The 25,756-nt window shown below is 27.5% G+C and carries 26 protein-coding genes and 1 pseudogene; 19 read left to right on the top strand and 8 right to left on the bottom strand.

Features of this window, described 5'->3' with window-relative positions:
• Positions 1–124: 124 nt before the first annotated feature.
• Entirely contained in the window at positions 125–658 is a 534-nt protein-coding gene (locus bpuSUM_RS07860; protein WP_247067671.1) for a hypothetical protein, read from the top strand.
• A 57-nt stretch (positions 659–715) separates the two neighbouring features.
• Here the strand turns inward: bpuSUM_RS07860 and bpuSUM_RS07855 are convergent, their stop codons facing one another.
• The 6 genes and pseudogenes from bpuSUM_RS07855 to bpuSUM_RS07825 form a co-directional block, all read right to left on the bottom strand.
• Positions 716–1,783 carry a glycoside hydrolase family 3 N-terminal domain-containing protein gene (locus bpuSUM_RS07855; protein WP_430644666.1) on the bottom strand — a complete coding sequence of 356 codons (1,068 nt, stop codon included), beginning with the start codon at positions 1,781–1,783 and terminating at the stop codon, positions 716–718.
• Positions 1,746–3,199: pseudogene (locus bpuSUM_RS10095) on the bottom strand (UTP--glucose-1-phosphate uridylyltransferase). The gene bpuSUM_RS07855 and the pseudogene bpuSUM_RS10095 overlap by 38 nt, the downstream one beginning before the upstream one ends.
• Before the next feature lie 228 nt (positions 3,200–3,427).
• On the bottom strand, positions 3,428–4,438 hold the full coding sequence (locus bpuSUM_RS07840) for a BTA121 domain-containing protein surface lipoprotein (RefSeq protein ID WP_247067656.1): 1,011 nt from the start codon (positions 4,436–4,438) through the stop codon (positions 3,428–3,430).
• Between the two features lie 418 nt (positions 4,439–4,856).
• A complete protein-coding gene (locus bpuSUM_RS07835; RefSeq protein ID WP_247067654.1) occupies positions 4,857–5,924 on the bottom strand; it encodes a BTA121 domain-containing protein surface lipoprotein in 1,068 nt (355 codons plus the stop codon).
• A gap of 148 nt (positions 5,925–6,072) precedes the next feature.
• The gene (locus tag bpuSUM_RS07830) at positions 6,073–7,632 is read right to left on the bottom strand and encodes a BTA121 domain-containing protein surface lipoprotein (protein ID WP_247067652.1); all 1,560 of its coding nucleotides are present in this window, start codon (positions 7,630–7,632) and stop codon (positions 6,073–6,075) included.
• Positions 7,633–7,870: 238 nt separating this feature from the next.
• On the bottom strand, positions 7,871–8,173 hold the full coding sequence (locus bpuSUM_RS07825) for a BTA121 domain-containing protein surface lipoprotein (RefSeq protein ID WP_430644667.1): 303 nt from the start codon (positions 8,171–8,173) through the stop codon (positions 7,871–7,873).
• 243 nt (positions 8,174–8,416) lie between these two features.
• On the opposite strand from bpuSUM_RS07825, the gene bpuSUM_RS07820 reads away from it, so the two are divergent.
• The 17 genes from bpuSUM_RS07820 (at position 8,417) to bpuSUM_RS07740 (ending at position 22,263) form a co-directional block, all read left to right on the top strand.
• Complete coding sequence (locus tag bpuSUM_RS07820; protein ID WP_247067642.1) at positions 8,417–8,881, top strand: hypothetical protein; 465 nt, start codon at positions 8,417–8,419, stop codon at positions 8,879–8,881.
• Positions 8,882–8,964: 83 nt separating this feature from the next.
• Positions 8,965–9,267, top strand: a complete 303-nt coding sequence (locus bpuSUM_RS07815) for a hypothetical protein (RefSeq protein ID WP_247067640.1) — start codon at positions 8,965–8,967, stop codon at positions 9,265–9,267.
• A gap of 255 nt (positions 9,268–9,522) precedes the next feature.
• Positions 9,523–9,660: a hypothetical protein gene (locus tag bpuSUM_RS07810; RefSeq protein ID WP_247067638.1), complete on the top strand. Its 138-nt coding sequence runs from the start codon at positions 9,523–9,525 to the stop codon at positions 9,658–9,660.
• Positions 9,661–10,575: 915 nt separating this feature from the next.
• Positions 10,576–10,905, top strand: a complete 330-nt coding sequence (locus tag bpuSUM_RS07805) for a contractile injection system sheath initiator (RefSeq protein ID WP_247067636.1) — start codon at positions 10,576–10,578, stop codon at positions 10,903–10,905.
• Complete coding sequence (locus tag bpuSUM_RS07800; protein ID WP_247067634.1) at positions 10,902–11,762, top strand: DUF276 domain-containing protein; 861 nt, start codon at positions 10,902–10,904, stop codon at positions 11,760–11,762. The genes bpuSUM_RS07805 and bpuSUM_RS07800 overlap by 4 nt, the downstream gene beginning before the upstream one ends.
• Positions 11,763–11,766: 4 nt before the next feature.
• The gene (locus tag bpuSUM_RS07795) at positions 11,767–12,348 is read left to right on the top strand and encodes a DUF735 family protein (RefSeq protein ID WP_247067632.1); all 582 of its coding nucleotides are present in this window, start codon (positions 11,767–11,769) and stop codon (positions 12,346–12,348) included.
• Positions 12,349–12,388: 40 nt separating this feature from the next.
• Positions 12,389–13,495, top strand: a complete 1,107-nt coding sequence (locus bpuSUM_RS07790) for a DUF685 domain-containing protein (RefSeq protein WP_247067630.1) — start codon at positions 12,389–12,391, stop codon at positions 13,493–13,495.
• Between the two features lie 117 nt (positions 13,496–13,612).
• Complete coding sequence (locus bpuSUM_RS07785) at positions 13,613–13,774, top strand: BlyA family holin (protein WP_247067628.1); 162 nt, start codon at positions 13,613–13,615, stop codon at positions 13,772–13,774.
• 24 nt (positions 13,775–13,798) lie between these two features.
• On the top strand, positions 13,799–14,194 hold the full coding sequence (locus bpuSUM_RS07780; protein WP_247067626.1) for a BlyB family putative holin accessory protein: 396 nt from the start codon (positions 13,799–13,801) through the stop codon (positions 14,192–14,194).
• Entirely contained in the window at positions 14,191–14,568 is a 378-nt protein-coding gene (locus bpuSUM_RS07775) for a BBA14 family lipoprotein (protein ID WP_247067624.1), read from the top strand. The genes bpuSUM_RS07780 and bpuSUM_RS07775 overlap by 4 nt, the downstream gene beginning before the upstream one ends.
• 472 nt (positions 14,569–15,040) lie before the next feature.
• Positions 15,041–16,150: a plasmid maintenance protein gene (locus bpuSUM_RS07770; protein WP_247067622.1), complete on the top strand. Its 1,110-nt coding sequence runs from the start codon at positions 15,041–15,043 to the stop codon at positions 16,148–16,150.
• Positions 16,151–16,179: 29 nt separating this feature from the next.
• Complete coding sequence (locus bpuSUM_RS07765) at positions 16,180–16,746, top strand: DUF226 domain-containing protein (protein WP_247067620.1); 567 nt, start codon at positions 16,180–16,182, stop codon at positions 16,744–16,746.
• Positions 16,722–17,474, top strand: a complete 753-nt coding sequence (locus bpuSUM_RS07760) for a ParA family protein (protein ID WP_247067618.1) — start codon at positions 16,722–16,724, stop codon at positions 17,472–17,474. Before bpuSUM_RS07765 ends, bpuSUM_RS07760 begins: the two co-directional genes overlap by 25 nt.
• Before the next feature lie 57 nt (positions 17,475–17,531).
• Positions 17,532–18,077, top strand: a complete 546-nt coding sequence (locus tag bpuSUM_RS07755; RefSeq protein WP_247067616.1) for a chromosome replication/partitioning protein — start codon at positions 17,532–17,534, stop codon at positions 18,075–18,077.
• 889 nt (positions 18,078–18,966) lie between these two features.
• Complete coding sequence (locus bpuSUM_RS07750; protein WP_247067614.1) at positions 18,967–19,524, top strand: hypothetical protein; 558 nt, start codon at positions 18,967–18,969, stop codon at positions 19,522–19,524.
• Between the two features lie 2 nt (positions 19,525–19,526).
• Positions 19,527–20,879: a PBSX family phage terminase large subunit gene (locus tag bpuSUM_RS07745; RefSeq protein WP_247067612.1), complete on the top strand. Its 1,353-nt coding sequence runs from the start codon at positions 19,527–19,529 to the stop codon at positions 20,877–20,879.
• Between the two features lie 460 nt (positions 20,880–21,339).
• The gene (locus bpuSUM_RS07740) at positions 21,340–22,263 is read left to right on the top strand and encodes a hypothetical protein (RefSeq protein ID WP_247067605.1); all 924 of its coding nucleotides are present in this window, start codon (positions 21,340–21,342) and stop codon (positions 22,261–22,263) included.
• A 374-nt stretch (positions 22,264–22,637) separates the two neighbouring features.
• Here the strand turns inward: bpuSUM_RS07740 and bpuSUM_RS07735 are convergent, their stop codons facing one another.
• On the bottom strand, positions 22,638–23,090 hold the full coding sequence (locus bpuSUM_RS07735; protein WP_247067602.1) for a hypothetical protein: 453 nt from the start codon (positions 23,088–23,090) through the stop codon (positions 22,638–22,640).
• 963 nt (positions 23,091–24,053) lie between these two features.
• Complete coding sequence (locus bpuSUM_RS07730; protein WP_247067600.1) at positions 24,054–24,722, bottom strand: BB0158 famile outer surface lipoprotein; 669 nt, start codon at positions 24,720–24,722, stop codon at positions 24,054–24,056.
• Positions 24,723–25,175: 453 nt separating this feature from the next.
• Here bpuSUM_RS07730 and bpuSUM_RS07725 point away from each other — a divergent pair, with 453 nt between their 5' ends.
• Entirely contained in the window at positions 25,176–25,721 is a 546-nt protein-coding gene (locus bpuSUM_RS07725; RefSeq protein WP_247067598.1) for a hypothetical protein, read from the top strand.
• Positions 25,722–25,756: the final 35 nt, after the last annotated feature.

The following is a 25,756-nucleotide window of genomic DNA, read 5'->3' as shown; positions in this document are numbered from 1 at the left end:
ATTTAATTTTTATTAGTATAACATATATTGTTATTATTACCTCCTTCCCCCATCTCATACAATACAAACAAGTAAAAACCATTTTTTATTCCTTAAGAACATGTTACAATTTCTTACACACACAATGAAAAATTCAATTCTTATATCACTACACTTATTAATAATATATACCCATGCATGGAGTGAAAAATTTAATAATGAAAATATAAAACCACTACAAATAGGTATCGTTCAACACAATTATATAAATTTAACTCCTTATAATCAACATCACAAATATTACGCTTTCATTGGAATAACCATGACTTACAATGAATGGATTGATTTCAATATCATCCCCATTCACTTTTATCCCCACGATCCAACTTTATTCTCAAGTGTCTATTTTACTCTATCTATTTCTCTTTATATACTGAAATATCAAATACACATATATTCTTTTATTATCAATATCTTAGTAGGTACTCAATTACCTATAGCTCTTAGAGCTTCCATTATTACTGGTAACAATATTTCTGCTTTCCTTTTCCCTGCATTGCCTTTTGTCTCTATTAAACTTAGCATTCCAATTACTAATTTATTCTCTATCCTCTCTATATTTTCTTCTTCTCTACGTGAGTATTTTTTAGTCGATATAGCTATTACATTTCCTATCTAATTATAACAATACTGACCATTTTTAATAAGCATTTCCTTTTAACAAAACTAAGAATATTCATTCTTCTAAATTAAGTTTCTTAAACCCTTCTGGAATAAGCACAACATCAATACCTGAATTTAATGATTTCTTAATCGCATGCCTCAAACTAAAATTATTTACAATTGCCCCCATATCATACGCATCTGTCATGATAATACTAAAGATATTCAGATTATGTCTTATAATATCTACAATATCTTTTGACATACTACTTACATCTCCAGAAATCTTAGGAACAAGTACATGCCCAAGCATAATAAATTTTGCTTCCTTTCCAAAAAGAAATGGTATAAAATTATTTACCATTAAAAAATTTTTACTATAAGGTAATAAGGCCAAATCTTTATGGGTATCTACTTTTGTGCCTCCAAGTCCAGGAAAGTGTTTAACTACAGCAAAAACACCTTCCCTTTGTATCCCATCAATAAATGCCTCTACCATAAGACCAATATTATAAGATAAATACCCAAAAGTTCTGCTACCTAAGGGGCTATTTGGAGCAAATTTAGCATCTGCTACAGGTGCCATATTTACATTGATACCAAGTCGTCTAAGCTGTTTACCAAGAATTTCTCCAATCTTATATGCAAGCTGAGAATCTCCAGTCTTCCCAACAGATTCCATAGCAGGAAAATTATAAACTCCCAATTTTTTATTCTCACTAGCTCTACTAACCAGTCCTCCTTCTTCATCAACAGCAATCAATATATCAGAACCAAGATGTCTCTGTATCTCTTTAATCAACTCTTTGGTTTGTTGTGCATCCTTAAAATTCTCTCTAAATAAAATAATTCCTACTGGATTTATCTCTCTTATTTTATCAAGTTCTTCTTTACTTAGTGCTTGCACAGCACTAGGATTAGCAACATTCCTAATGCCAATAAAAAAACAACGTTCCCTCAAAAAGTTCTTAACATTAACTCTTCCTAAAAATTCATCAATATCTACAAGATCAAATTTATCATTTTCAAAATAATCATAATCTATATCAGGAATGGACCCTAGTAAAATCAAACTAGACAATAAAAGGCCAAATAACACAAATTTAAACATCCCACTTACCTCTCCTAAATACCAAATCATATTTATTCTTCAATGAATTATTAAGAGCATTATTTAAATATCTAGCAATATCAGAAATATTGCCCATAAATTTATCATTCATGTAATTACTCATAATAAGAGTATCAATAAATAATTTTGCGGGCAAAAACCTCTCTTCTCTATTGACCTCAAAAATTAATGGGTTATTTACTATTCTTATAGCTTCCCAAGTTATTTGCTCAATTGCAGTATATCTACCAAACTCTTTATCCTGTTCAATAATTCTCATAGGCATATCTGATATTATTCTATCTATATTTTCTATCAAATATTCTAAATTAAAAAGACCTGTAGCACAATTAAACAAAATCCTATCACCTCTACATTCAGCTTCAAAGACAGCTTCTTTAGAAATAACACTACCAATATCAACACAAGTTAAATGATTATCATCATCCAAGACTAAAACCCCACCTTTTGTATCTAGTGGTGTTTTAACACTAAATTCAAAACCAGAAGAACTATTAGTGATAGCCATTATTGCAAGAGTACATAAATTAACAGTAAAACCAATATTATCAACATTACCAATATACACAATTTTTTTCCAAAATTATAAAGTTTAAAATAAATATCTCTTAAAACTTTAAAATTTTGTCCATGACCAGCGGGTAAAGCCAAAAAAGTTCTCTTGCCATTAGTACAATAGCTAAAATATTCATATTGACCATCATCTAATTTATTATAACAATACACCAAAGGCTGAATCGCTGTCAAAATATCTGAACTTTGCAAACCACAAGAATTTAAATCTTTAATCAAATTATCATCAAAAATATTATCTAAAAAATTAAAAATCGGTTTATAAGTCCTAAAACTTGTCATCTGAAAAATCGAAGGCTTAATACTCTCACCATAAAGCTCACAATATCTCTTAGAAAGAACTAAAAGATGTCGCATTTTTAATGCTAAAAATGAAAATCCATAACTACCATCACTATTAACATATGCAGGTGTTATTCCCTTTGGCAAATGCCCAAACAACCTCCTAGCTTCAAATATTTTATCTGCATATAAAGAATACAATTCCTCATTAAAATCGTTATTTTTCAGTATATCAAAATAACTAGTCGCAGAACCACCATTTAAAATACCAAATGAGAGATAAGGATAAAGCAATAATCCTAGTCTCTCCAGATCATCACCAGTAAAAACATAAAAATTATTTTCTGATGATCCTGAAAATTTTGTAAAATCATCAATATATTTTTTCAAATTATGTTCAACAAGTTCCTTCTTAAACTTTAATTTAACAGAATTATTAGAAATACTTAAAATACTACCATGACTCTCATCGGGAAAATTATTAACAGATATGCTTAAAGTTTTAAGTTTGCCCATATTAAGCATATCAAGCATTTTTTTAGAAAAAACTTCATCGATTACTTCACACATAACAAAACCTCATTTAAGACAAGGTAAACAACAATTAACATATTATAAGAAGAGCAATAAATAATGTCTATTGTAATAGAATATGTTACTATAATCATAGTACTACAAATAAAGACAAATATTAAATAAAATATACTAATGAAAATGATTAATATTTTACATGTCTAAATTAAAATTAAATAAATTAAAAACCAAAGCCTTAGATTTTAACCTAAGGCTTATCTATTATTAAGGATTTGCAGGAACAGTTGCCTCATTTTTAATAAGATTAAACTCAGCATCGTAATTAACATTTACAATAGCTGCTCTATAAATATTATCAAGAGAAGACTTACTAAACGCCTCTTTAATATGCAATGAGTAAGCAGCATTAAAAGTATCGAATTTTTTTTGTACCTGCTGTTTTAAATGTTTATATCTAATAACATCTATAGCATCTATAGCATCTAAAGCTTCTGATTGTGCCTTAACAGAATTTAAATGAACTCCTGCAATTTGTTTAAGCTTATCAAAACCTAACTTACCTAACAAGAGAAAAATTTCCTCAGGACTCTCATAAGTCTTGTAACCTTCTCTCTTACCAATCACAGGATTCGTCACTGCAGCTGATATATACCGCATTACTGACGATTCATCCATAGGAACACCTTCTTTATCTGCTAAAAACTTTGCAATCTCTTTAAGGGATTTAGCATCATCTATAACCTCAATAAACTTAGTAACATAATCATCACCTATAACATTAACATACACATCATTATGAATTAACTCATTAAATAACCCTTTTAAATGCACCTGATAGTCTTTTTTGTAATTATCTAACCTCACTAGAAGATTCCCTGAAAATGGATCCACATGAATATCCTTGACAGATACCACAGCCTCTTCTTGCTTTTTTTGAATCTCTAAATAAACTGTTATCATTTCCTCAACCTTAGCAATACCTAAATTATTTAACAAACTAGAAAACTCAGAATCAGTATACGTCCTGTAATTTTTACCACTACCAATATTAGGATTAGTGACTATACTTCGTATAGTCCGCACTGCTGCTTGTTCTTTACTCAATATTCCAGATGGATTTAGCAATTCATCAAGACTATGCCTTGGTTTTATTCCAAAACCATTACCATGGATAGTTCCATGTAAATCCCCCTGGGGTTTGTCTAAAGATTTCAAACCACAACTTACAACTAGCAATAAAATTAATAAAACATTATGACATACTTCCTTAATCATTAAATATCTCCTTTTTAAGCTTAAATGAAATTATTACCATATAAAACCTAATATAATTATATTATATTAATACTATCTAATCTCCAAACGTTCACCACAAACTTACCTTAAAGATTAATTCTTAAATATTAATTTTTAACATTTTTTACCTACATAAATTAAAACAAGAAGCCCTAGAATTAACATCTAAGGCTTAATTACTCTTCTTAAGTATTAGTTTACTTAATCTGATAAAAGGATCTTAGCATCTTCTTGCACCGTCAATCTATCTCTCAATATTTGAAATTGCCTTTCTGAAATCTTTTCTACAGTAATTCAAGCATAATTTAGTACTTAAATATTTTTGCATGGAAAGTCTATAATCCTTTCAATCCTAGTAGCACCTAAACTCCCAAGTAAGCTCTCAAAATCAACAGCATTATAGCTTTTTAAACGCTATAATACGTTCAGCTGCGTTTTTAATTAAAACAAACTTACCATAATAATGAACATTCTGCATAAAGCTTAAATACAAAAAATCGGGAAAAAATTCATCAAATAATTTTTTCAAATGTAATTCATAGTTATTTCTCTCATCATTAATTTTCCCTCGTAATTGCTCTCTCAAGTCAGCATCATCAACATTATCAATCGCTGCTAAAGCTTTTACCAATGCCGCATCTTGGTTTCTTTGATCCTCTAGATAAACCAATATCATTGCAAGAATTCTATTATCACCTAACTTATTTAATAAATCATTAAACTCAATCTCAGTATACGTCCTATAACCTTCATGTTTACCAATCAAAGGATTAGTTACTATGTCTCGTATCTTATCAATTACAACCCGCTCATCATCAGACAGCCATGCGTATACATCCAAACCACCTTCAACTTTTGTAATCTCGTCTTTAAATTTAATCAATTCAGAAAAATAATTATCACCTATAATATTATTATATATATCATCAAAATTATCACTATCAAATAACCCTTTTAAATGCAACTGATACTGATTCTTGCGTTGATTAAGGTTATTTTGTAATTTGCCTCTTGACGTAGCGTCCTTAACATTTTTAATAGCCCTTTCAAATGATTCCTGAATGTTAACAACCTCTAAATAAAATGTTATAATTTCTTTGGTCCTATCTGCACCTAAGCTTTCAAGTAAATTATAAAACTCAGAATCAGTATAAGTCCTGTAGCCTTTAACTTTGCCAACATTATCATCAGTTATCGCAAGCCTTATATATGCAATTGATTCCCTTTCCTTACCGAATACCCCAAATTTGTCTAGAAGATTATTGAGCTTAATATCTAAATCCTCACCTGTTGCAATCATTCTCAAAGCATATTCCCCACCAAACTTGTCTAATTTCCTTATATGTTTTTTAATAGTCAAATTTTCTTCAAACCCAGTACTTCCTTGAAATTTTAAATCACAATTTATCACTAACAATAATAGAAATATTAATACTAAAAACGAACTGAAATGGCTTAACTTCATCAACCAATATCTCCTTTTTTAAGCTAAATTTGACCTATTATCATTAGATGATGATACATACGTTATATTAACATCATATCATAACTTGCAAGTTTATACGGATATTTATACGGATAAATATCCGTATAAATTTAAGGCTTAAACTTCTTTACTTAAGGCGTTGCATTGCTAAGTTTTGAATACCAGAATATCTATCCACAAAATTATTATTAGCAAATTTAGAACATACTCTATCAGGATCAAAAAAGGGGTTATCGAATGCATATTTTACAAATAATAGGTAACGATTTACTTCACTATTAAACAAACCTCGTATCCACTCTTTCACTGGACTCTCTTTGGCATTTTCTAAAGCATTTTTAATTCCTTCTTCTGCTTCCTTAATTCTTAAATGAAGATCCATTATCTCCCCAACCTTAGCAGCACCTAACCTACCTAACAAAAGTTCAAAATCAAACCCACGATACAATTTATAAACCTGCTTATCACTATGAATCTTAGAATCAGTTAATATTTTTCGTATATCATTAATTGCATTCTTTCTACTATCTGAGAATTCTTCGTAAAACTTTTCATACCGTATAATGAAGTTAGCACGGCTATTAAGCGTAGTAAAATTACCCGCATACAAATCCTTTACAACCCTTTTATACACCTCATCAGGATCATCGCTATTAAATAAAGATTTTAAATGCTCTTGATAGCCTCTCTTATAACTATCAAAAAGGCTCTTAAATCCTTTCCTTATTTGAGGTGTCCCAACACTCTCAATAACTACTTTAGCTTGTGATGATGCTTCATCTTGTGCTTTAAGATTGTTTAAATGAGCAATTATCATTTCCCTGACCTTAAGAATACCCATATTATCTAAAAAAAAGTCAAATAAAAAATTATCATAACTCTTATAACCTTTACCCCTAGCAATACTATCATCAGTTACTATAATTTGCATCCCATCAATTACTGACTTCTCCTCATCAGAAAGCTGTGCATATACATATCCAACCTCTATAAGGCCTTCTGCTCTTTGTTTAATCTTATTAAACTCAACATCATAATCATCAATTATAATGTTATTATAAATGTCATCAGCAATAGCCCTATTAAATAACCCTTTTAAATAAAATTTGTAATTATCCTTATGCTTATTAAAGCTATCTCTCAATTCCTGTTTGTTAAAGGATAAAGGTGCATTTAAAATAGCATTTCTGGCTTTTTCTTGTTCTTCAAGGACTTTTAAGTGACATTCGATAATTTTCTTTAATTTAACAGCTCCTAACTCATTTAACAGATTACAAAACTCAAGACTAGTATATGTCTTATAACCCTTATTAATACCAATATTAGCATCAGTTACTACACTGAGTATATAACCAACTGCTTCCCTTTCCTTAAGAGATACTCCAAATGTATCTAACAGATTGTTAAGCTTAACATGCAAACTTTTTTCTTCTTCGGTTAATTTAGGAACATTCTCTTCTAGATCCGTTAAATCTACTACTTCACTAAACTGCCTTTGCTCTACAACAGAATTTACACCCGTTAAATTCACTCCTTTACCAAACTTTCTTAAAGTTCTCTCTCCAGTAAAAATTTCGCTAAAATCAGAATCTTCTTGACCAAGATCTTTTCTTTGAGATTTTAAATCACAACTTATAAATAGCAATATTAATACTAAAAACAAAATGATATGCCTAATTTTTAACATTAAATCCCCCCCTTTTTCAAATTAAATTATTATATTATTATAATAAATATAATATATAATAACAGCTTATATTTGTGATCTGCAAAGATTTTATTTATTAATATCAAATATTATATACATTTAAGGCTTTACTTTCTTCACCTACTATTTTCAATCTTAATAATCTTTTAATAATCTTAATTTAAACTAATTCAAGGATTAACTACCACTACCTGCCGAGCACCACTTACATTGACAGCTAAGGCATTGCTTGTAATAACATCAAAGACCCTAGATATTTATTAATATCATTTGTAAGCTGAAAAAACAATTCACCTGAAGATTTATTAAAAGCCTCTCTTATATGAGAATCATAATCACTTTTTAGGTTATTAAAACTAACTTGAAAGTCTTGTTTTACTGCAACATCAAAAATAATATCTATAGCATTCAAAGCTTCATCCTGATTAATTTTAATATCTCGATAAATATCTATAATTCTAACAACACAATAATTATCTAAACTATTTAACATACTATTAAACTTATCTTTGTCATAAATAACTAATTACTTCTTTTGCATAACAGCTAAAACATCATTTTTAATGGTTATAAAATTCGAATAATCTTATTGATACAATGTCATTTCATATACTTGTAATTTATAACAAAATTATGATTGATACACATTTTTTCTATACACATAATTTAACTGATATATGTCTAATATATGTTATATGTATAATATGCATTTATGTGTATAATGAAATCAATAACTAACTTTAAAGTTAGGGAGGAGAATATTTTGCAAAAAAACGCGCTTAACAAAACTATATTAATTATATGGATAGGCTTAAGCTTAAATGCTTGTACCCTAAATCCAAAAAAAAATCAAGATAATTCAGGTTTAGTTTTTCAAAGAAGGATATCTAATAACTTAAATCCAAAATTAAATCCAAACAACCCAAATTTTAGGAAAAAAAAAGAGTTTAACAAACCTACATCAAAACATGGATTATTCGATGATTTAGTAACTTTTAAAGGCGATGCGAGCAAGCCAGACAATTATTATTTCAAGTCTTATATTAAAGAATATGATGTTAATTTCGATCTCTTTATGAATCATAAATTTTATCGTATAACAAAACACAACGCGATTAACCCAGAAAATGAACAATCTGGACAACTAAAAAAATCAAACTATTATTTCCTAATTACTTATTTCAAAATGATCTCAAAGATTTTTCTGAAGTTGAAGACTACAAGCTAAATTCTATTGATCTATGCTTAAGTTTTGAAAGTCCAGGGGGTAAAACTATAGATATAGTCTTTTCAGGAATTAGAGATGACATAATGAAATTTTCAAAAGCACTAAAGAAAGACGCGGATAAAGTACCACAAAGTTTCTCATTCAGATTTTTCATAGATAATAAATCTGAAGCAGATACTGGTTATTACTTCTACAAAACAAAAATGGGTAAAAACTCACAAGAATTTATAAATGATAATAGCACTCGTCAACGCGAAAATGAAATCTTTAAGCTTATAAACAGAGAAGGAATAAATAAACTTAAACAAATTGCTGATCAATTTTCACCCTTAACCGAACTGAAAAAATTCATTACAAGTGAAAGATTTAACAAAAGTGAGATTTAAACAAATTAAAAAACATAGGTTCTATAAGTTAATTTAACAAACAAACACCATTTAGGTATTTGTCTGTTAAAATTCATAAAACAATAATTAAGCCCCCAAACTAAAGACTTTAGAAAAAATTCATCTAAAATTTAAAATAAAAGAACAAAAATTTTAGAATCAAAACTCTAGACTTTCAAAATACATTTTGATAATATTTAAATTATACTAAGTATCAAAATATATTTGGTATAATTTCAAGATAAAGGATAAAAGATGAAAAAATACATATTCATATTTCTAATATTAATTGGAATGCTTTCATGTGAGTCTTTAGATGAAGATACTGAAGACAAATCTAGTTATTATAAAGACGGATATAAAGACGAATACAATAAAGAAAACAAATGGTAAAAATTTGCACAAGAAAGCAAAAATAAAAATTTACAAGCTTTAATAACTCCAAAAGAAAGATTTAATATCTTTCTTAAAACAGGTATTGCTCTTAAAAGCTTTACACGTTAATATTGCCACCATATTCTGGTGGCAAATTTTATTCTTATTTCTAAGATAAAATCTTAAAACACTTAATGCTAATAGTACTTTTAAAAATTAAATTCTTAAAAAAAATTAAATTTTTTATACTTTTATTATTGCAGATCATTAATTAAACATGTATAATATAAACACGTAATAAGAATGCGATTATAAGGTTAAAGTGTCATAAAGTGTATAAAACAATATTATCTTCATTTATTCTCTTAAGATTCTCATGTGGTACTTTTTTAAAAGATAAGTACCTAGGAGAATCTGAATTTAAAAATACAGAAAAAGCCAAAGATAAATCTATATCAAAAGAAAAGGATAGCTTCACATCCAAAAATAATCTGTTCTAACTTAAAATTTAAAGCAATGAAAATGAAATTTTATTTAAAAATATAAACGAATCTCATTTTTGTATTCTTCTCACCTTGGAGACCCTTTAGGTTTAAAGGGTCTCTTTTTTAAGAGAAATCAATTCTCTCGTAACAGAAACCAATCTAATTGTTCACAAATCCTCACAAAAATTCATACTGTAAACATTACACTTCCCCAAAATATATAGCCATACAGTAAATATTTAAGCGGTTCCTTAAGCAGTACCAACTCATAAATTTACTTAAGAATTACTCAGTAAAATTTAAACTAATTGAATTACAAAAAAATAATATTATAAATATAACAAAAAAATATTGAATTTTAAATTTTTTTAAATATTTGACAAAAAAATATAAATTATGTATTAATTTTGCTAAATATGCTATAATTTAATTCTTAAGGCAATTAAAAATGGATATTAAAATAGATGATGAATTTAATATAATTTTTGACAATGATTTAAAAATAGTAGATGGGCTTGATGAACAAAAGCAAAAATTATTATTATACCTAAAAACACCCATTGGTAGTCTTTATAATAAAAACTACGGTCTTAACTTTACTTTTTTTTTAAAACTCTTAAAGACACAAAAAGAAGAAGATATCAAAACTTTTTTTGCAAACACTTTAAGAAGTCTCAATATTGACATATTAAATATCCGAATAAAAAAAGAAAATCAAAAAATAACATTACAATTTTTCCTAGCAGGGGACACGCTAAGTATGGAATACAATATATGAAAATAATATTTGACGAAGAAATTGGGGTTATTACAAAATCAATAGAAGAGATACAAAATATAAAAAAAGAAATACTTAAACAAGAATATAATATTTCGATAAAAGACAACTCAATATTTGACATAATAAACTACCCAAGTTCTGCAATTGATATAGAGATAATTAAAGTTTTAAATGAACTATTTGCAACACTTAAAGAAGGAGGGGAATACTTTAAAAGTTTACAAGAATCCCTAAGCATACCTAAAAGTTCAACTTACGAAGCAATCAAACAAGCACTACTAGCAGTTCCACATATAGAATATGCAAATATCATAAGTTCATCAGGAACGATTGCAATTCACATAATATTTAAAACTGAGTACAGAGAAAACCAAATCATTGATAATCAAACACAGATGAATATTTGGAAAGCAATATATTATACTGCCCCAAGCGGAACAGCATTTCAGGGACAAATAGAACTTGAGTTTTTAAACAAAAATGGGCAAAAAAAGACATATAAGTTTAGCTTAGGAATAATTAAATACGCATATTTAAAAGTACTATACAAAACCGAAACAAAGGCAATGTATAAGGAAGTAGCTGGACAAATAAAAGAAATTTACAAAAAAATTATAAAAGATAAATATAAAGATATGGGCATTGCATTAAGGCACCAAGATTTTTTAAGTCCTGTAAGCACAATTAAAGGAATTAAAAGCATGCGCATCGGTGTTTGCATAAAAAAAAACTTAGAGACTAAAATAACAGAAATTGAAGAATCTGGGTTTAATTTCAATACTGATGTTGAAATTAAAGAAAATGAACTGATATCTTTTGATGAAAATTTAAGACTCATAATTGACAAAGAATAAGGTAATGAAAACAATACCACAATTTTTACAAAATACACAGATTGCAAAAATCATACAAAGCGAACTTAACTTCAAAAAACAGCTATTAGCAGAGCTTAAAGAACTACTTAAAAATTTTAACACAATTAATTTACAAGAAAGCATCAATTCAAGATACATTGCATTGATGATGCTATCACTATTTAATGCATTTCACTTAAAAAAAGGACTTAAAAAAGACCTAATCAATTCTCTTAAAGCATTAATATTTGCAATAAAATCAATAGGCACAGATGAGAGTTTTCATTTACTCTTCAAGGCATTTTTGCATGCAAGAGTTGAGGTAACCATAAATCCAAATACACCTGGAGAGATTATTATCAAATTAATTGATAATATTAGGTCACCTATTAAATTTAAAATAGCTGGCAAAATTAATGGAAAATTAAAAATTATTATAGTTAAACACAAAGGAAAATTTAAAAAACTTGCATCTAACTATATTCCAAAGGACTTTAAAAACTCAATATATGAATTTATAAAATCCCTAATTCCTGCTGGAAGAACTATTAAAATTTTTGACACTTATGATAAAGAAATAAAATAAAATTCAAATATTATATTGTTTAAAAAAATAAGGAGATTATATGGACTATGAAAATAAAGAAACAGAAGAAATAATACAAATAAAAGATTTTAACAGAAAAACCAAAGTCAATGAAAACGACCTAATTCCCATTGACGATATTGTTGAAGAAACTTATGCAATTACATACAAAAATTTACTTGAACAAATAAAACAAGATACATTCTACGGAGGATTTGAATATTTCAAAAAGGTCATAAGAGAGATAATATCTAAAGAGCTGATTGAATACGAATCTCACATAGAGAAAATGTATTTAAAAATCATCTCTAAGCTAATAGGACTCAAAACAGAACCAAATAGTATTGAATTTAATGATCTCCTTAACAAACTTAAGGAAACATTAATTGAAGATTTAAAGATATCTGGAAATAATGTAAAATCAAGCCAAATATCAACCTACAATCCAAATAAACGAGAATTTGAGTTAGTTGAATTTCAAACCTTAATTGAGAATTTAAAAGAAATTTTTACAGAAATCACTAATTTAGAAAAACTTAAAGAATATGCAACAAAGACTTTTGCCAGAATAGATGATTTCCAAAGAGTAAATAATGCAATAGGTGAGCTTTACATAAAGAAGAACAATCTTTACAAAGAATTAAACATTGCAGCACAATTACTAGGATCTAGTAATTTCGAAGATAAAGAACTAGAATTTATTGCATTCAGTAGAAGCAGAGGTGCCTTAAAAAGATTAACAACACACTATTATTTACAAGGAGTTCCTGCAAATTTTAAATATTGGGGAATATTATCCACAAGTGATACTTTTTATTCTTATAACGAATTTGCTGAACAGTCACTAAATATAGACATTAAAGGTGACCAAGTAGAATTAAGATTCCCAAGAAACTTGAAAGATCAATACATCTACCTTAACATAAACCTTGATATCAAAAGTTCTACAGATACTAATGTTAATATGACAAAAAGGATCAACCTTAAATTTTCAGAAAATAATACATCACAACATACAACTTTCTATTTTTACAGTGGAAAACAACACAATATAACACAACCAATTCTTACAGGATGGTATAAATTAGACTATGCCTTATTAAACAATGATTTAAATCAAGATATTCCATATCTTAATAAAGTATAGTTTTGGACATTTAATTTTTGTTAAATTTATGTTAATATATCAATATAACAAAATTGAGTGGTTTATCTTTCAAATACAGAATAATACATCTAACACACATTTAAAATGGAGGACAATATGAATACGGTATTTGACTTCTTATCAAATATTGCCGAGACAAAACTTATAATCATTGGAGGATTTGTATTACTTATACTAATACCTTTAACGCTACTATTAAGACCTGTCATGAACGAAATAGTTAAGATAATTAAGCATTTCTTTGACAAAAAAAAATAAAATTAAAAATTTAAGGAATAACTTATGTTAAACAAAAACAACACCAATTTAGGAATAATTTTTCTTCAAAATCTAATGGAATTTCTTGGATATAGTGATACCCCAAATGAACAAATTTTTGAGATAGGCATAAAAAAGGCCATTGATATTTACAAATACATGAACACCATTTACTTAAATTCACTGCAAAAAATGGAAGTTCAAGAACACAAACAAATCATTCTTGAACTTGAAACCATACTTAATAAGATTATGAGGCTTACTGATGCAATTAATAATGACGCCAATCCTTCTTTAATTGAAGAATTACGACTTGAACGCAATAAACTTATGTCAACTAAGGCCCAATTACTCAAAGAAGAACTAGAACAGGATATGAAAGGATATAAGAGAGTAGACAAAAAAGGAGGTAAAAAGTGAACAAAAAACTAATTCTAAACCTAATAATTTTATTGCAATTCATTATATTTAGTATGATATTTAGTTGCACTTCAATAGCCACACTACCAGAAGAGCCTAAAACACCTACCGAACTTACACTTAAAAACTTAAGCATATATGAAGCAAAACTTGCAAGTTATGCACTGTATCTAGAAACATTTTTAACTCGCACTAAGCAAAAATTTAGGGATCAAAATTTTCCAACATTTAATCTATTAGATGCCACTGTTTTAAGAGCAGAACACACATTAGAAGCCATTCAAGAAAACATAAAACACTTACAACATTACATAAACAATACAAAACCCATAGCTTCTGCGGTATACAAAAAATATAGTAAATTAAAAAAGTGAATTTAAAAGTAAGTAAATTTAAAAAACAACTAACATCTTTACTCTTTTAAAAAAAAGTCCCAAATAGGGGCTTTTTTTTAAGTCTAAATTTTTAAGTATATAAGGATAAGAAAACATATGTACATATGCTTAGTAAAACTTCAACAAAAAATAAAAAACATTATAAAGTTAAATAGAATCAACATGACTTGCCCTTAACAAGGCTCGTCCATTTCTAATTAATTTTAAATAAATATTATTAGTACTTTTTGTTCTTAATATAAGTCGTTTATCTTATGATATAGCAAAAACATAAGTTTGTAAAGTATTTTACAAATAAATCAAACAAATAAAAAAAGAAAACTAATATTTAACTCTATAAAAAATAAATATTAATTTATTTTCATATTTGCTAAAACAAGTATTTACTTTTAAGATAAATTGTATTATTAATTAAATTAAGATTTATAAATACTTATATTAGGAGTAAACAGTGAAAATCAAAAGCATAAAGGGTAAAACCAATAGATATCAATACAATTTGATTGTACTCATATCCACACTTAATTTCATTAACTTAAAACTTAATCAATACACACAAAAAAACATTTTATATTTTTTCAATGGCAACTTAAAGAGAAACGATCAAAAAACAGTCAAGATTAAAACATTACAGAATTATCTATACGCACTTGAGAAAAAGTTTAAAATCACACGCAACTACTGCAAACACTTAGGCAAAAAATGCGGAAGTGAAGTTTATTATACTCTACAATACTCAAAGAAAGAGTGTCATGCTAAGATAAACTCACATTTCAGGAATATAAGAAAAGAAAAGATAGACCGGTTTAAAGAAAGGGTGGCTAAATACGAAAAAGAAAATGGGAGTCTAAAATGGGAGTGTATTAATAGTAATAATAATAATAAGAGGGAAAGAGACATACTGATTAAATACATAAGTAAATGCAATTTCAAGATTGATCTTCCCTTCTTTTTATTAAACTTAAAAATAGATAGGACAAGAAAAATAGAACTTATAAGGGAAATAAAAAGGCATGAGAAGGGTTTAAGAGCACTCAATAGAGAGGATTTATCTCTAATAAAAGATGAAATTAAGAAGGGTCAAGAAGGGTGTATTAGAGCCTTTTTAGAGGAAAGGGGATACCTAAATAGAAGTTTTCAAAACAAGAGTAATAAAAAAGAGCTCAAGGCAAGAGAACTTGAAGAAATACTGAATGTGAGGGAAAGAGAACTTAAGGGACAAAATTACGATGAAGCAATATTAAGAGAAGAAATCAGTAAAATATACGAAGCTTATAAAGAAAAGCCCCACTTTATCATAGAAAAAGACAAATATGAAGATTTAAATCGTCTAATAAGGAAAATCAAAATCAATGCCAAGATTTGTGAGAAGCAAGAAATCAAAGCGGATGATATAAAAAACAATATTTTTAGTATATTATTAGAACAGTTGAGGTATAAGGTAGATATTGGCGTATTAATACCTGCATTAAAGAAATTTATTAACGCCAAAGATGAGTTAAAGTATAGCAAAGTAGTTGATAATACATATTATTACGAATTGCTTAAAATAATAAAGTAAAAAATTAATGATACCGAGGAAAAGGAAAGATGGTGGCTTTACTAGAGTTATTGAAGCAGAAAAAAAAGGAGATAGATCCCAACAATAGGCAAAAGGGAAAACATAATATTTTCTCTAAAGTTGAAGAGATTAACAACCGTAGGATATATCATACTAAGATTTTCAACGATTTTTATACATTTGGAATAAGTAAGAATGAACCAACTAAGTTTTTCATCTCTCTTAGAGGAATTTTTAACATAGAGGATATAAGCATGTTTCATTTATTTTCTATCAGAGACGATGATAATTTTTTTGGTATTTATTATGGAATTAAGAAATTAGACAAGGCCTTTTTGGTAAAGAATTTTAATAAAAGAGAGACTTATACTTTAAGGAAATGTGAGTACATAGAATTTAGGTTTAAAAAAGGTGGGGTTTTTTGTTATTTAAGTGGGCTGCATAATTTATTAAAAAAAGATAAGATTGAGAGTTCCTACTATCAGACTTTACTAAGCATACTCCTAGAATTAGAGCGGGAACTTTATGCATTTTATGGGAAAAAATTGCCAGAAGGGGGTATCATTCCAAGATGGATACAAAAGAGACAAAAGTAATTACAGTAGCATCAATTAAAGGTGGGGTGGGTAAGAGTACTACGAGTCTGATATTTGCAACACTTTTATCGCAGTCTTCTAAGGTGTTAATTATAGACATAGACACACAAGCATCAACGACCAGTTATTATTTTAAAATAATAAAAGAATGTGGGGTAGATTTATTTAATCGGAACATATACGAAGTTTTAATATCTAATCTTCATATTGATAATGCTATTATAAATATTAGTAGTAATTTAGATTTAATACCAAGTTATTTAACTTTGCACAAATTTAATTCAGAATCGATTCCATACAAGGAATTCAGATTAAAGGAACAGTTAAAGTTATTGGGTTTTGAGTATGATTACATAATACTTGATACTAATCCTAGCTTAGATTTTACTTTAACTAATGCTTTAGTATGTAGCAATTATATAATTGTACCAATTACGGCAGAGAAATGGGCAGTCGAGAGTTTAGATCTGTTTAATTTTTTCATAGAGAAATTATCTATAAAAGCTCCTATTTATTTACTTAATACCAAATTTAAAAAGAATAATACACACAAGGAATTGTTAAATATTTTGAAAGAAAATGATAATTTTTTAGGTACAATATCTGAGAGGGAGGATTTAAATAGGAAAATTGCTAGGAATGATGTTTTTGATCTAAGTAAAGATTACATAAGGGAGTACCAAGATACGCTTTTAACTTTAATGAATAAGATAGGCATTATGGCTTAAGCTAAAGTTATAACTTACGTACACTTAGTGTACGTACAAAGCAAAGGAGGGTTAGAAATGGGCATAGAGGTTAATAAGAGGAATTTAGCTAAAGAGATTACACCTGAAGAACAGATATCTATTCACTATAATAGGCTTAAAGAAAGATTAAAAATTAATTTTCAAAAAGAGATTTTTTGTAAAATTGAGGCAATGAAAGTTTTAAAAGAGATTAAGGATAATGAGTATTACAAACTTGATAATTATGCCAATTTTGATGATTTTGCCAAAGATTACAGACTTGCTAGAACTCAAACTTATAAATATTTAAAGATAGCTACTGCGATTGAAGAGGGAATTGTGGAGGAAAAGTATGTTATTAATAATGGAATTAATGGGACTATCTTTTTGTTGAGAAATAAAGAAGGTGTTAATATAAAAAAATCTAAACAAAATCCGTTAAGACCTTTAAGGTTTCAGCTTAAATGTCCAGATGCCTATGCCTTTTATAAAGGTAATGCCAAGCTTACAAGTTTTCTCTTAGAGAGAGTTTTCTCGGATGAAAAAGAATTTTTAGCAAAAATAATAAATCAGTTTGAGTCTTCAAAAAAGGGGAAAAAATAGACAATAGATTTATGACGTTGGATTTATTTCTAAAGGTTTTTTTGCAAATAATTTAATGATATGGGGAGGTTGAAGGTTTTAGGAATGAACCTAGCATATAATAACAAAAGTTTTTATGTTAAAACATTTATTTTAGAACTCTTATTTTAAGATATATTTTAAGGCATAATTTTTTAAAGTTTATTGAAGAATGATTAAGTGTTTAGTTATGATATATAATTGATTTTTTTGAAGTAAATTAGGTAAATAGGAATTTTTGTATAACCAATTTTTTTTGTTTTTGTTTTTTTCAAAAAAAACTTTAAAAAATATTTGCAAAATGTTTAAAATTGTTATATATTATAGTTAGTACAGATTGACATGCAATGTGTCACTCTTAATATAAGGACCTGTTACCTTAAAGGGTTTATTAGGGACTTTGAGGCCAGAGTTTCTAATAAACCCTTTGTTTTTTTTGTATACCAATAATAATATTTTTTCATAGATTCTCTTAAGGGGGCTTAAAGCTCCTGGTTGAGAAGAGAAATTTATTATGGAATTTTTGAAGTGTTTTGTTGATTTTTTATGTTTGATTTTGAATCAGAAATGTGACACATTTTAAGATGTAGCTTATATAAATTTTATTGTTAATTTCTCTATTTTAAACCCGTATTTTATGTTAAGATTATAACTAATATTAAAGTTTATGGTTTTGGAAATGAAGCTTAATTTGAATTAATTTTTTAATTGTACTTTTCTCCTTTTTGTAGATATTGGTTATAACCAATATCTATTTTGTGTATATCATAATTCGTGTAACAATAATTCACTTAATAATGAATTTTTTTTATTTAATTTGAATCATGTTCAATCTTGTCTTTTTGTAAAAACTTGTTTACAATTTATTTAAATGTCATTTAAAAATAGAGAAGTAAAATATAATATTTTATTCAAATCAAATTTAAGTACTGCTGATATTGCAAAGGTTTTGGATGTTAGTGAATCTACTGTTTTAAAAGTTAAACTTAATATTTTAGGTGAGATTGCAAGTGGTCTAGGTAATACTGAGAGTCCTTCTGTGTCTTCTAGTGATGTTGATGTAGATACTCTTGCCAAAGATGCAACATGTGAAGCTTATAGACTTGAAGGAGAACGTGACAGTTTTTATAAATCGTTTTATGGCATTGCAAATTCTTATATAAGTTCTCATTTTAAATACAAAAAACTTACTCTGAGATCTGCTTTAGAAAAATTAATTGATGTTAATGAAGAAATTTTAAATTTAGAGAGGGAAATCAGTAATAGTGATGATAGGAATTTATGTAAAAAACTTAAATTGGATTTAAGACAAAAGATTTATAAGAGGAATCGCATATCTAGAGAGCTTATTTTAAATGATATGAGGGAAGATTATGAGTGTTTAGTTAAGTTAAAAGAAATTTTTGATAAAAATTTGAAGTTGGGGTAATTTTGGAGTTAAATAATTTATCAGTTTTTATTAAATTACAAAAAAAATTTAAACAAAAATTTAATATTAACATTGCCAAATTTTCACAAAATAAAAAACGAGAAATTGATTTTAACTCGTTTGAAGAGAAGTATTTAACTCTTAAACAGAAAAGTATAGTGGAGGATATAAATAATAATTTTTGCTCTAAATTAATATTTAATGGTGGTATATCTAGTGGCAAAACATTTTTAGCATCGTATTTGTTGGTTAAGTTTTTGATTCAAAATAAACATTATTATCATAAAGATACTAATAATTTTATTATGGGAAGTTCAATTGGTGCATTGATTACCAATACGCTTAAACAGATAGAAAAAATATGTAATCTTTTAGATGTGAAGTATGATTTAAAGATTTCTCGCAATGTTTCATGCACCATTTCGGGTTTGACACTGAATATTTACGGTGGAAAAAATAGTGATTCTTTCTTTAAGATTAGGGGTAGTAATTCTTCTTTGGTATATGTCAATGAGGCGACCTTAATTCATAAAGAGACTTTGCTTGAGATAATGAAAAGGCTTAGGCAAAAACCGGCCATCATTATTTTTGATACTAATCCTGATAATCCGGCTCATTATTTTAAGACCGATTATATTGATAGATGCGATGTATATAGGACATATAATTTTAGTATTTATGATAATCCTTTAAATTCGAAAGATTTTATTGAAACACAGGAAATGATTTATAAAAATTTATCTGCTTACAAGGCTCGAGTACTCTTAGGAGAATGGACTGCTAGTGTTGACGCGTGTTTTAATGAAGTTCTTTTAAATGAAGATTATACATTTAAAAGTCCAATCATGTATATTGATCCCGCATTTTCTGTTGGTATGGACAATACTGCTATTTGTGTGCTTGAGAGGATGGGTTATAAGTATTATGCTTATGTTTATCAGGATAGAAAACCTATAAGTGACGGGTCGATTATTAATGCAATTAGTGTTTTGGCAGAAAACTTTAATATTAATACACTTTATATCGAAGATCGAGATAGTACTGATGGTCATGGATTTTTAACAAAAATTATAATATCTATTAGACAGAACATTAATCATTGTTTTAAAATATCAGCAGTTAAACCTTTAAGTAATAAGTTTGTGAGAATATGTACTCTAATACCCTTATTTAACGCTCGAAGGATAGAGTTTTTAAAAATTACGGATAAAAATGTTATAAATGATATTTATAGCTATAGTGGTGCTTTTAAAGGCAGAGACGATGCTCTTGATGCTTTGAGTGCTTGTTATTTACTCTTAAGCCTTGAATACAGAGATAGACTTAAACATTTTACCAAGAGCAGATATATCTAAGATTATTGAATTTGAGTATAAATTAGTATGAAAAGTGTAAATTAAAAGCCACAGCCATAACACTGCAGCTTACGTAATTTTTCAAGTACACTTTAATGGAATAATCATTGAAAGTGTGACTTTTTTTAAAAATTATAGTTCAGTTTGTTTCATATACACATATTTTTCTTAAAATTAAGATTAGATTCTTTTAGATGTATTTCTTTAAACTTTTAGTATTCCATATTAATGAATAATGAAACCCTGAGAGTAAATATTTAACAAGTGTAATGCGTAATAACAGAACAGAAGAAAGTCTTTAATTAATTTGTGAAGGTTTTATCATTGTGGATAAAACGATCTCAGATGGTTTGAAGTACATTGCATTTTATGTAGTTTAGTATATTGCATGCATTTATGTGCTTATGTATTGTAATAGTATAATTGTTATTATTACAATATATGAGGTGGGAGAAGTTTGATGATGAGGAAAATTATTATTTTATTAGTTGTTATGTTATTTTTTTGTATTCAGGGTTATTTTACAAGCTTGAAGGCTATGTGGCAAGATAGGAATTCAAATTTGCAAAATGATCAAGATGAAAGGTCAGATCTTTTTAAAGATAAATTTGGATATCTACTTTTAAAGAAAGTAGACAGTGATATTTTTAAGAATATGAAAAATGAAACTCCAGAAGGTATAATTGATGAGTTAAAACTTCCTGTTGTTTCATTTGATGTAGCAAAATTATCAAGTCCTTTTGACAATTTGGATATAGATTTTAGTTTTTTTAAAGTAAATTTTACTCACAGTGTTCAAGATGGGCAGATAAAGCCCGGTGGTCAAAAAAATCAGGTTGTGGGAAAGATAAAAGATGCTAAATTAAAGAGTATAAGTCTTTTAGTTACAGAGCCTGTTAAGAAAATTTTAGGCACAGACTATTTTCCTGAGATTTTAAATGAAATGAAAAAAAGGGGATTTCAACCCAAACATTTATTGATTATACTTTTAAGATTTAAAACCAAGGTTGGAGAAGAGATTAATGTAGAGATTAATTTTGATCATTTAAGTATTTTAGAGCAGGCTTTGGATCAAAAAGATAAGATGATTCACATTGGTGATAAAAATTCTTATGCATTGAAATTAAATTTTGCAACTAAGTCTGATAACTATGATAAATTGTTTTTGCCAGGTGAAGTTAAATATGATAGTTCTGATGATAAGGTTATATTTAGAGATGAAGGTGATCAGGATTACAGTCAAAATGATTCAACTGTAATACAGAAGATTGAAGTTATTAAGATGTCTGTAGGTTATGTTAATGTGTTAAAGAATTTGCTTACTGTAAATCAGTTAAAGGATTTTCTTGATGAGAATAAGGATGCTATTTTGAGAGATCTGTAGAGTGATAATTAGTTTTTTTATTCAGTAGTTAAGGAATTAAGTTAAAGCACTAAATGGAAATATTAAGGCTTTAAATGTTTTAACTTAGTGCTTTTAAATTAAAGCATGCTGTAGAGTTATTAATATTTGTGAGTCTTGCTGTTATCTAATTGTAATTAGCATGGTTGTTAGATATTGAAGTTTATACCTCCCTTTATTAAGGGATTTTTTTAAGAGACGTTACTAATTTTAAGTTACATAGAATAATGAGTTATAAAAAATAAATGCGCATTAAATGCGCATTTATTTTAATCTATGTGAAATTTTGTGCCAGCCTTGTCAATTTCAAATTTTGAAATTGACAAGGGACTAGTTCTTAAGAACCTTAAAAGTTTTTATGACAAGGCATCTTGGAATTTCTTAAGAATATTTGCAAAACTACCGTCTTTAGTAGCATCACCTTCTGCAAAACCTATGCTTTTAAGTATTGCTTTCCATTCGTTGTCAATCTCGGCTATATTTGCACCTGTATTCTTTTTAGCATCTTTGATTGATTTTTTTGCAGCCAATGCTTTTAAGAATTTTTCTTCATTATCACTACCAATAGCTGTAAATGCAGCGCCTAACTTAGCTTCTTGATAAGGTTTAGCTGTTGCTGCTGCAGGCAAGAGACCTTTAATATCGTTAAAGTTCTTAGCAAGAGCTGTTATCTTTGAGTGATCTTGAATAACTTTTATGTATTTATCACCTGTTCCTGTTCCAAGTTTGTCTGCTGTAGGACATGTATTTTGACCACAGCTTAATAAAGTGAATAATGCTATTGTAGCACATGAAATAATTTTTTTCATTAAACATTCTCCTTCTTATCGAGTTGTATTTAACACGATAATGTAATTGATTTATAGTCATGTTATCATTTTTGATTGAAAAGCACAAGTGTATTCCATATTAATAAAGCATATTGATTGATAAATAGGTTTGCTTAAATAATTTAAGATGTTTTATTTGTAGTTGTAATAAGCTTTTTAAGAGTTATTTTTTGCTTTTTAAGCCTATGTTTACCTTTATTTAAGTATATTTTATTATGTATTAATTTGGAATTTATTTAATAGATAATAGATTTATTAAAAGTTAGTATTAATTTTGATTGAAGTTTAATTTATATTTTGCAATTTTTTAAAATAATACTTGCTCTATTTAGATATTGATATATGTTTATTATTAACAACAAATAAGGCAATGCATATTTAAGGATAATGTTGTTGCGTTAATTTTATGGCTTTGTTATTATTATCTTTCTTTCACATTTTGTGAACCAAAAAACCTAAGTACTTAAAGCATAGAAAATAGTCTTAAGTTACAACATTGTCAGTTTAAACATTAATTTTGCTTAAATTGTATCAATTTAAATGCATGTGCCTTATTTGGAAGTTTTTATTTGTTATCTGTAATTTTTTTGTCTTAAGTTTTGATGGTAGTGGGTGGTAGAGTATGTCAATTTTTAAATTATTTGCCAAGTTCTTTTAAGGAGTCTTTTTTTCTTAAGTGTTGTTTTTATTTTTAATATTTAATGTATATACTTTAATGTATATACGTAACTATATGCGTATTTTGTTAATGCTTTAATGCTTATAGACTTAATTTGTTTAGGTCGTTAGCTATATCATAAGATATTTGAGTGGCAGCTTTGCTTAATTGATGGGCGAGCGTAGTTATGATACAAGATCCTACACTATAGTCTATTAATCTATAGTGTAGAATTTTTGTATTTTTAATCTTAAATTCTTAACTAAAACCCATTAGGAAACCTATTATAACCTGAAATCAGGCTCAACGGTTTTAATTTGTGGATATTTGTTAAGTGTTTCTTGAATTAACCGAACAAAGTATGTGCTATCAAGTAGTATTTTATAATCAGTAATAGTATTTTTTGTCTTATTATTGACTGTTATTGTAGCTTTTATGTATTGAGATTGCGTTAGAGCCATTATTACTTCTCTATTTTTATTTGCTATCCAGAAAGGATTTGCTTTATCATATCCAGCTTCTTTTGAGAGTTCTGTTTTGTATGGTTTGACAGTTATTACTAATTTCACTCTTTGTGTTCTTGTATTGAAATCCAATTGAGGATCATCGTCTAGATAGAAATTTGTAACTTCAAGATCATCACCATTATACTGGATTGTTTCAAATAGTATAATAGGCCTAATGTACACACTAAATTCTCCGTCACTTTTAATAGGTGATATTGAGTAGGAATACCTAAGCTTGTTTTCAAGTGAGCTTATGGGTTTTTGATCTAGTCCTTTAATGCTTATAGCTTTGTTTTTTGTCCATAATACTGTTTGGTGCTGCATTCCCATAGTTGTAGGTATTGTAGTGGGTGTTATTCCTTCTAGCATTTCATATGGTTCTTTGAATTTTTGTCTTGAAGACCGATTTATAAGAGACCCAGGTTGAGTGTCTCCATTTTTATTCAATTGGCTTAAATAAGAGTCACGTTTAGTGATGCGTTGTCTAGTTTGTTCTTGATTTTGTTTAAAGCTTGTTATCTTTTCATTATTGCATTGTAAGCAAAGTATCAATGTGGGCATTAATAGTAATATTTTTTTGTACATAAAATATTTCTCCTTAATTTATCTCTAAGTTAATTCATACAGTCTATTCTTAAATAGACTTAGGTTATAATTTTTGTTGCATTCTCACATAGGTTATTATTATCTCATAAGTTTGGAATTTTATCATCTTGATTATTAGTTTAATATTAAATTAAGTACAATTTAATATTAAAGGTATGATTTAATGTTTGAGTGTTGATTTATGAAAATTGTTAATTTATTGTTATTTTGTGCTAATTAGTATACAATGTGGCATACAAATGTTGTCGATAAGTTTATTAATGCTTTATAATTGATGCTTAAGGTTAAGGAATTATGTTGTTAAATGTTGTTTTTATTTTAATATTTTTAATTTTTGGCTGTTCATCTTCATCTTCAGAAACGGTTGAGATTTTTCATGATGTCAGTGAAGGTATACTCTATATTAAGATGACTTTAAAAAATGATTCAGGGTTTGTTAACATAGAATATCCTAATAAGGTTAAAAAGGATAATTTTTTCTTGGATTTTAATATTAAAGATAATAAAGCCCCCCTTAGTCTTTTAAAGGTTTCTTTTAATGGTATTGAACTTGATTTTAAAGAGGTATTGTTGCCTTATGATAAGACGGGGAAATTGGATGGAGAAGAGTATATTTTACCTTTTGATGATTCAATGGAACTAACGGGTTTTTTTATTTGCTTAAGTCCTAAGGTTATAGAACGTTTAAAACTCTTAGAATTTGCAAAGGCTGAAGGTCTTAAATTTGATGTTGAGTGTATTGAGCGCGAGAGTGGTGTTAAGCATAATATTTCTTTTAACAGCAGTGTAAGTGGTGCTTGGAAGTTTTTTGAGCTTGTTGATAAGTTTGAAGGTCCTTAAAGTTTTTATTCGGCATTTTTGAGTAAGATATGTTT

The sequence above is a fragment of the Borrelia puertoricensis genome (genome assembly GCF_023035875.1).
Taxonomy (GTDB): Bacteria; Spirochaetota; Spirochaetia; order Borreliales; family Borreliaceae; genus Borrelia; species Borrelia puertoricensis.
The sequence above is the reverse complement of the archived record's forward strand: the minus strand, read 5'-3'. Positions and strand labels throughout refer to the sequence as shown.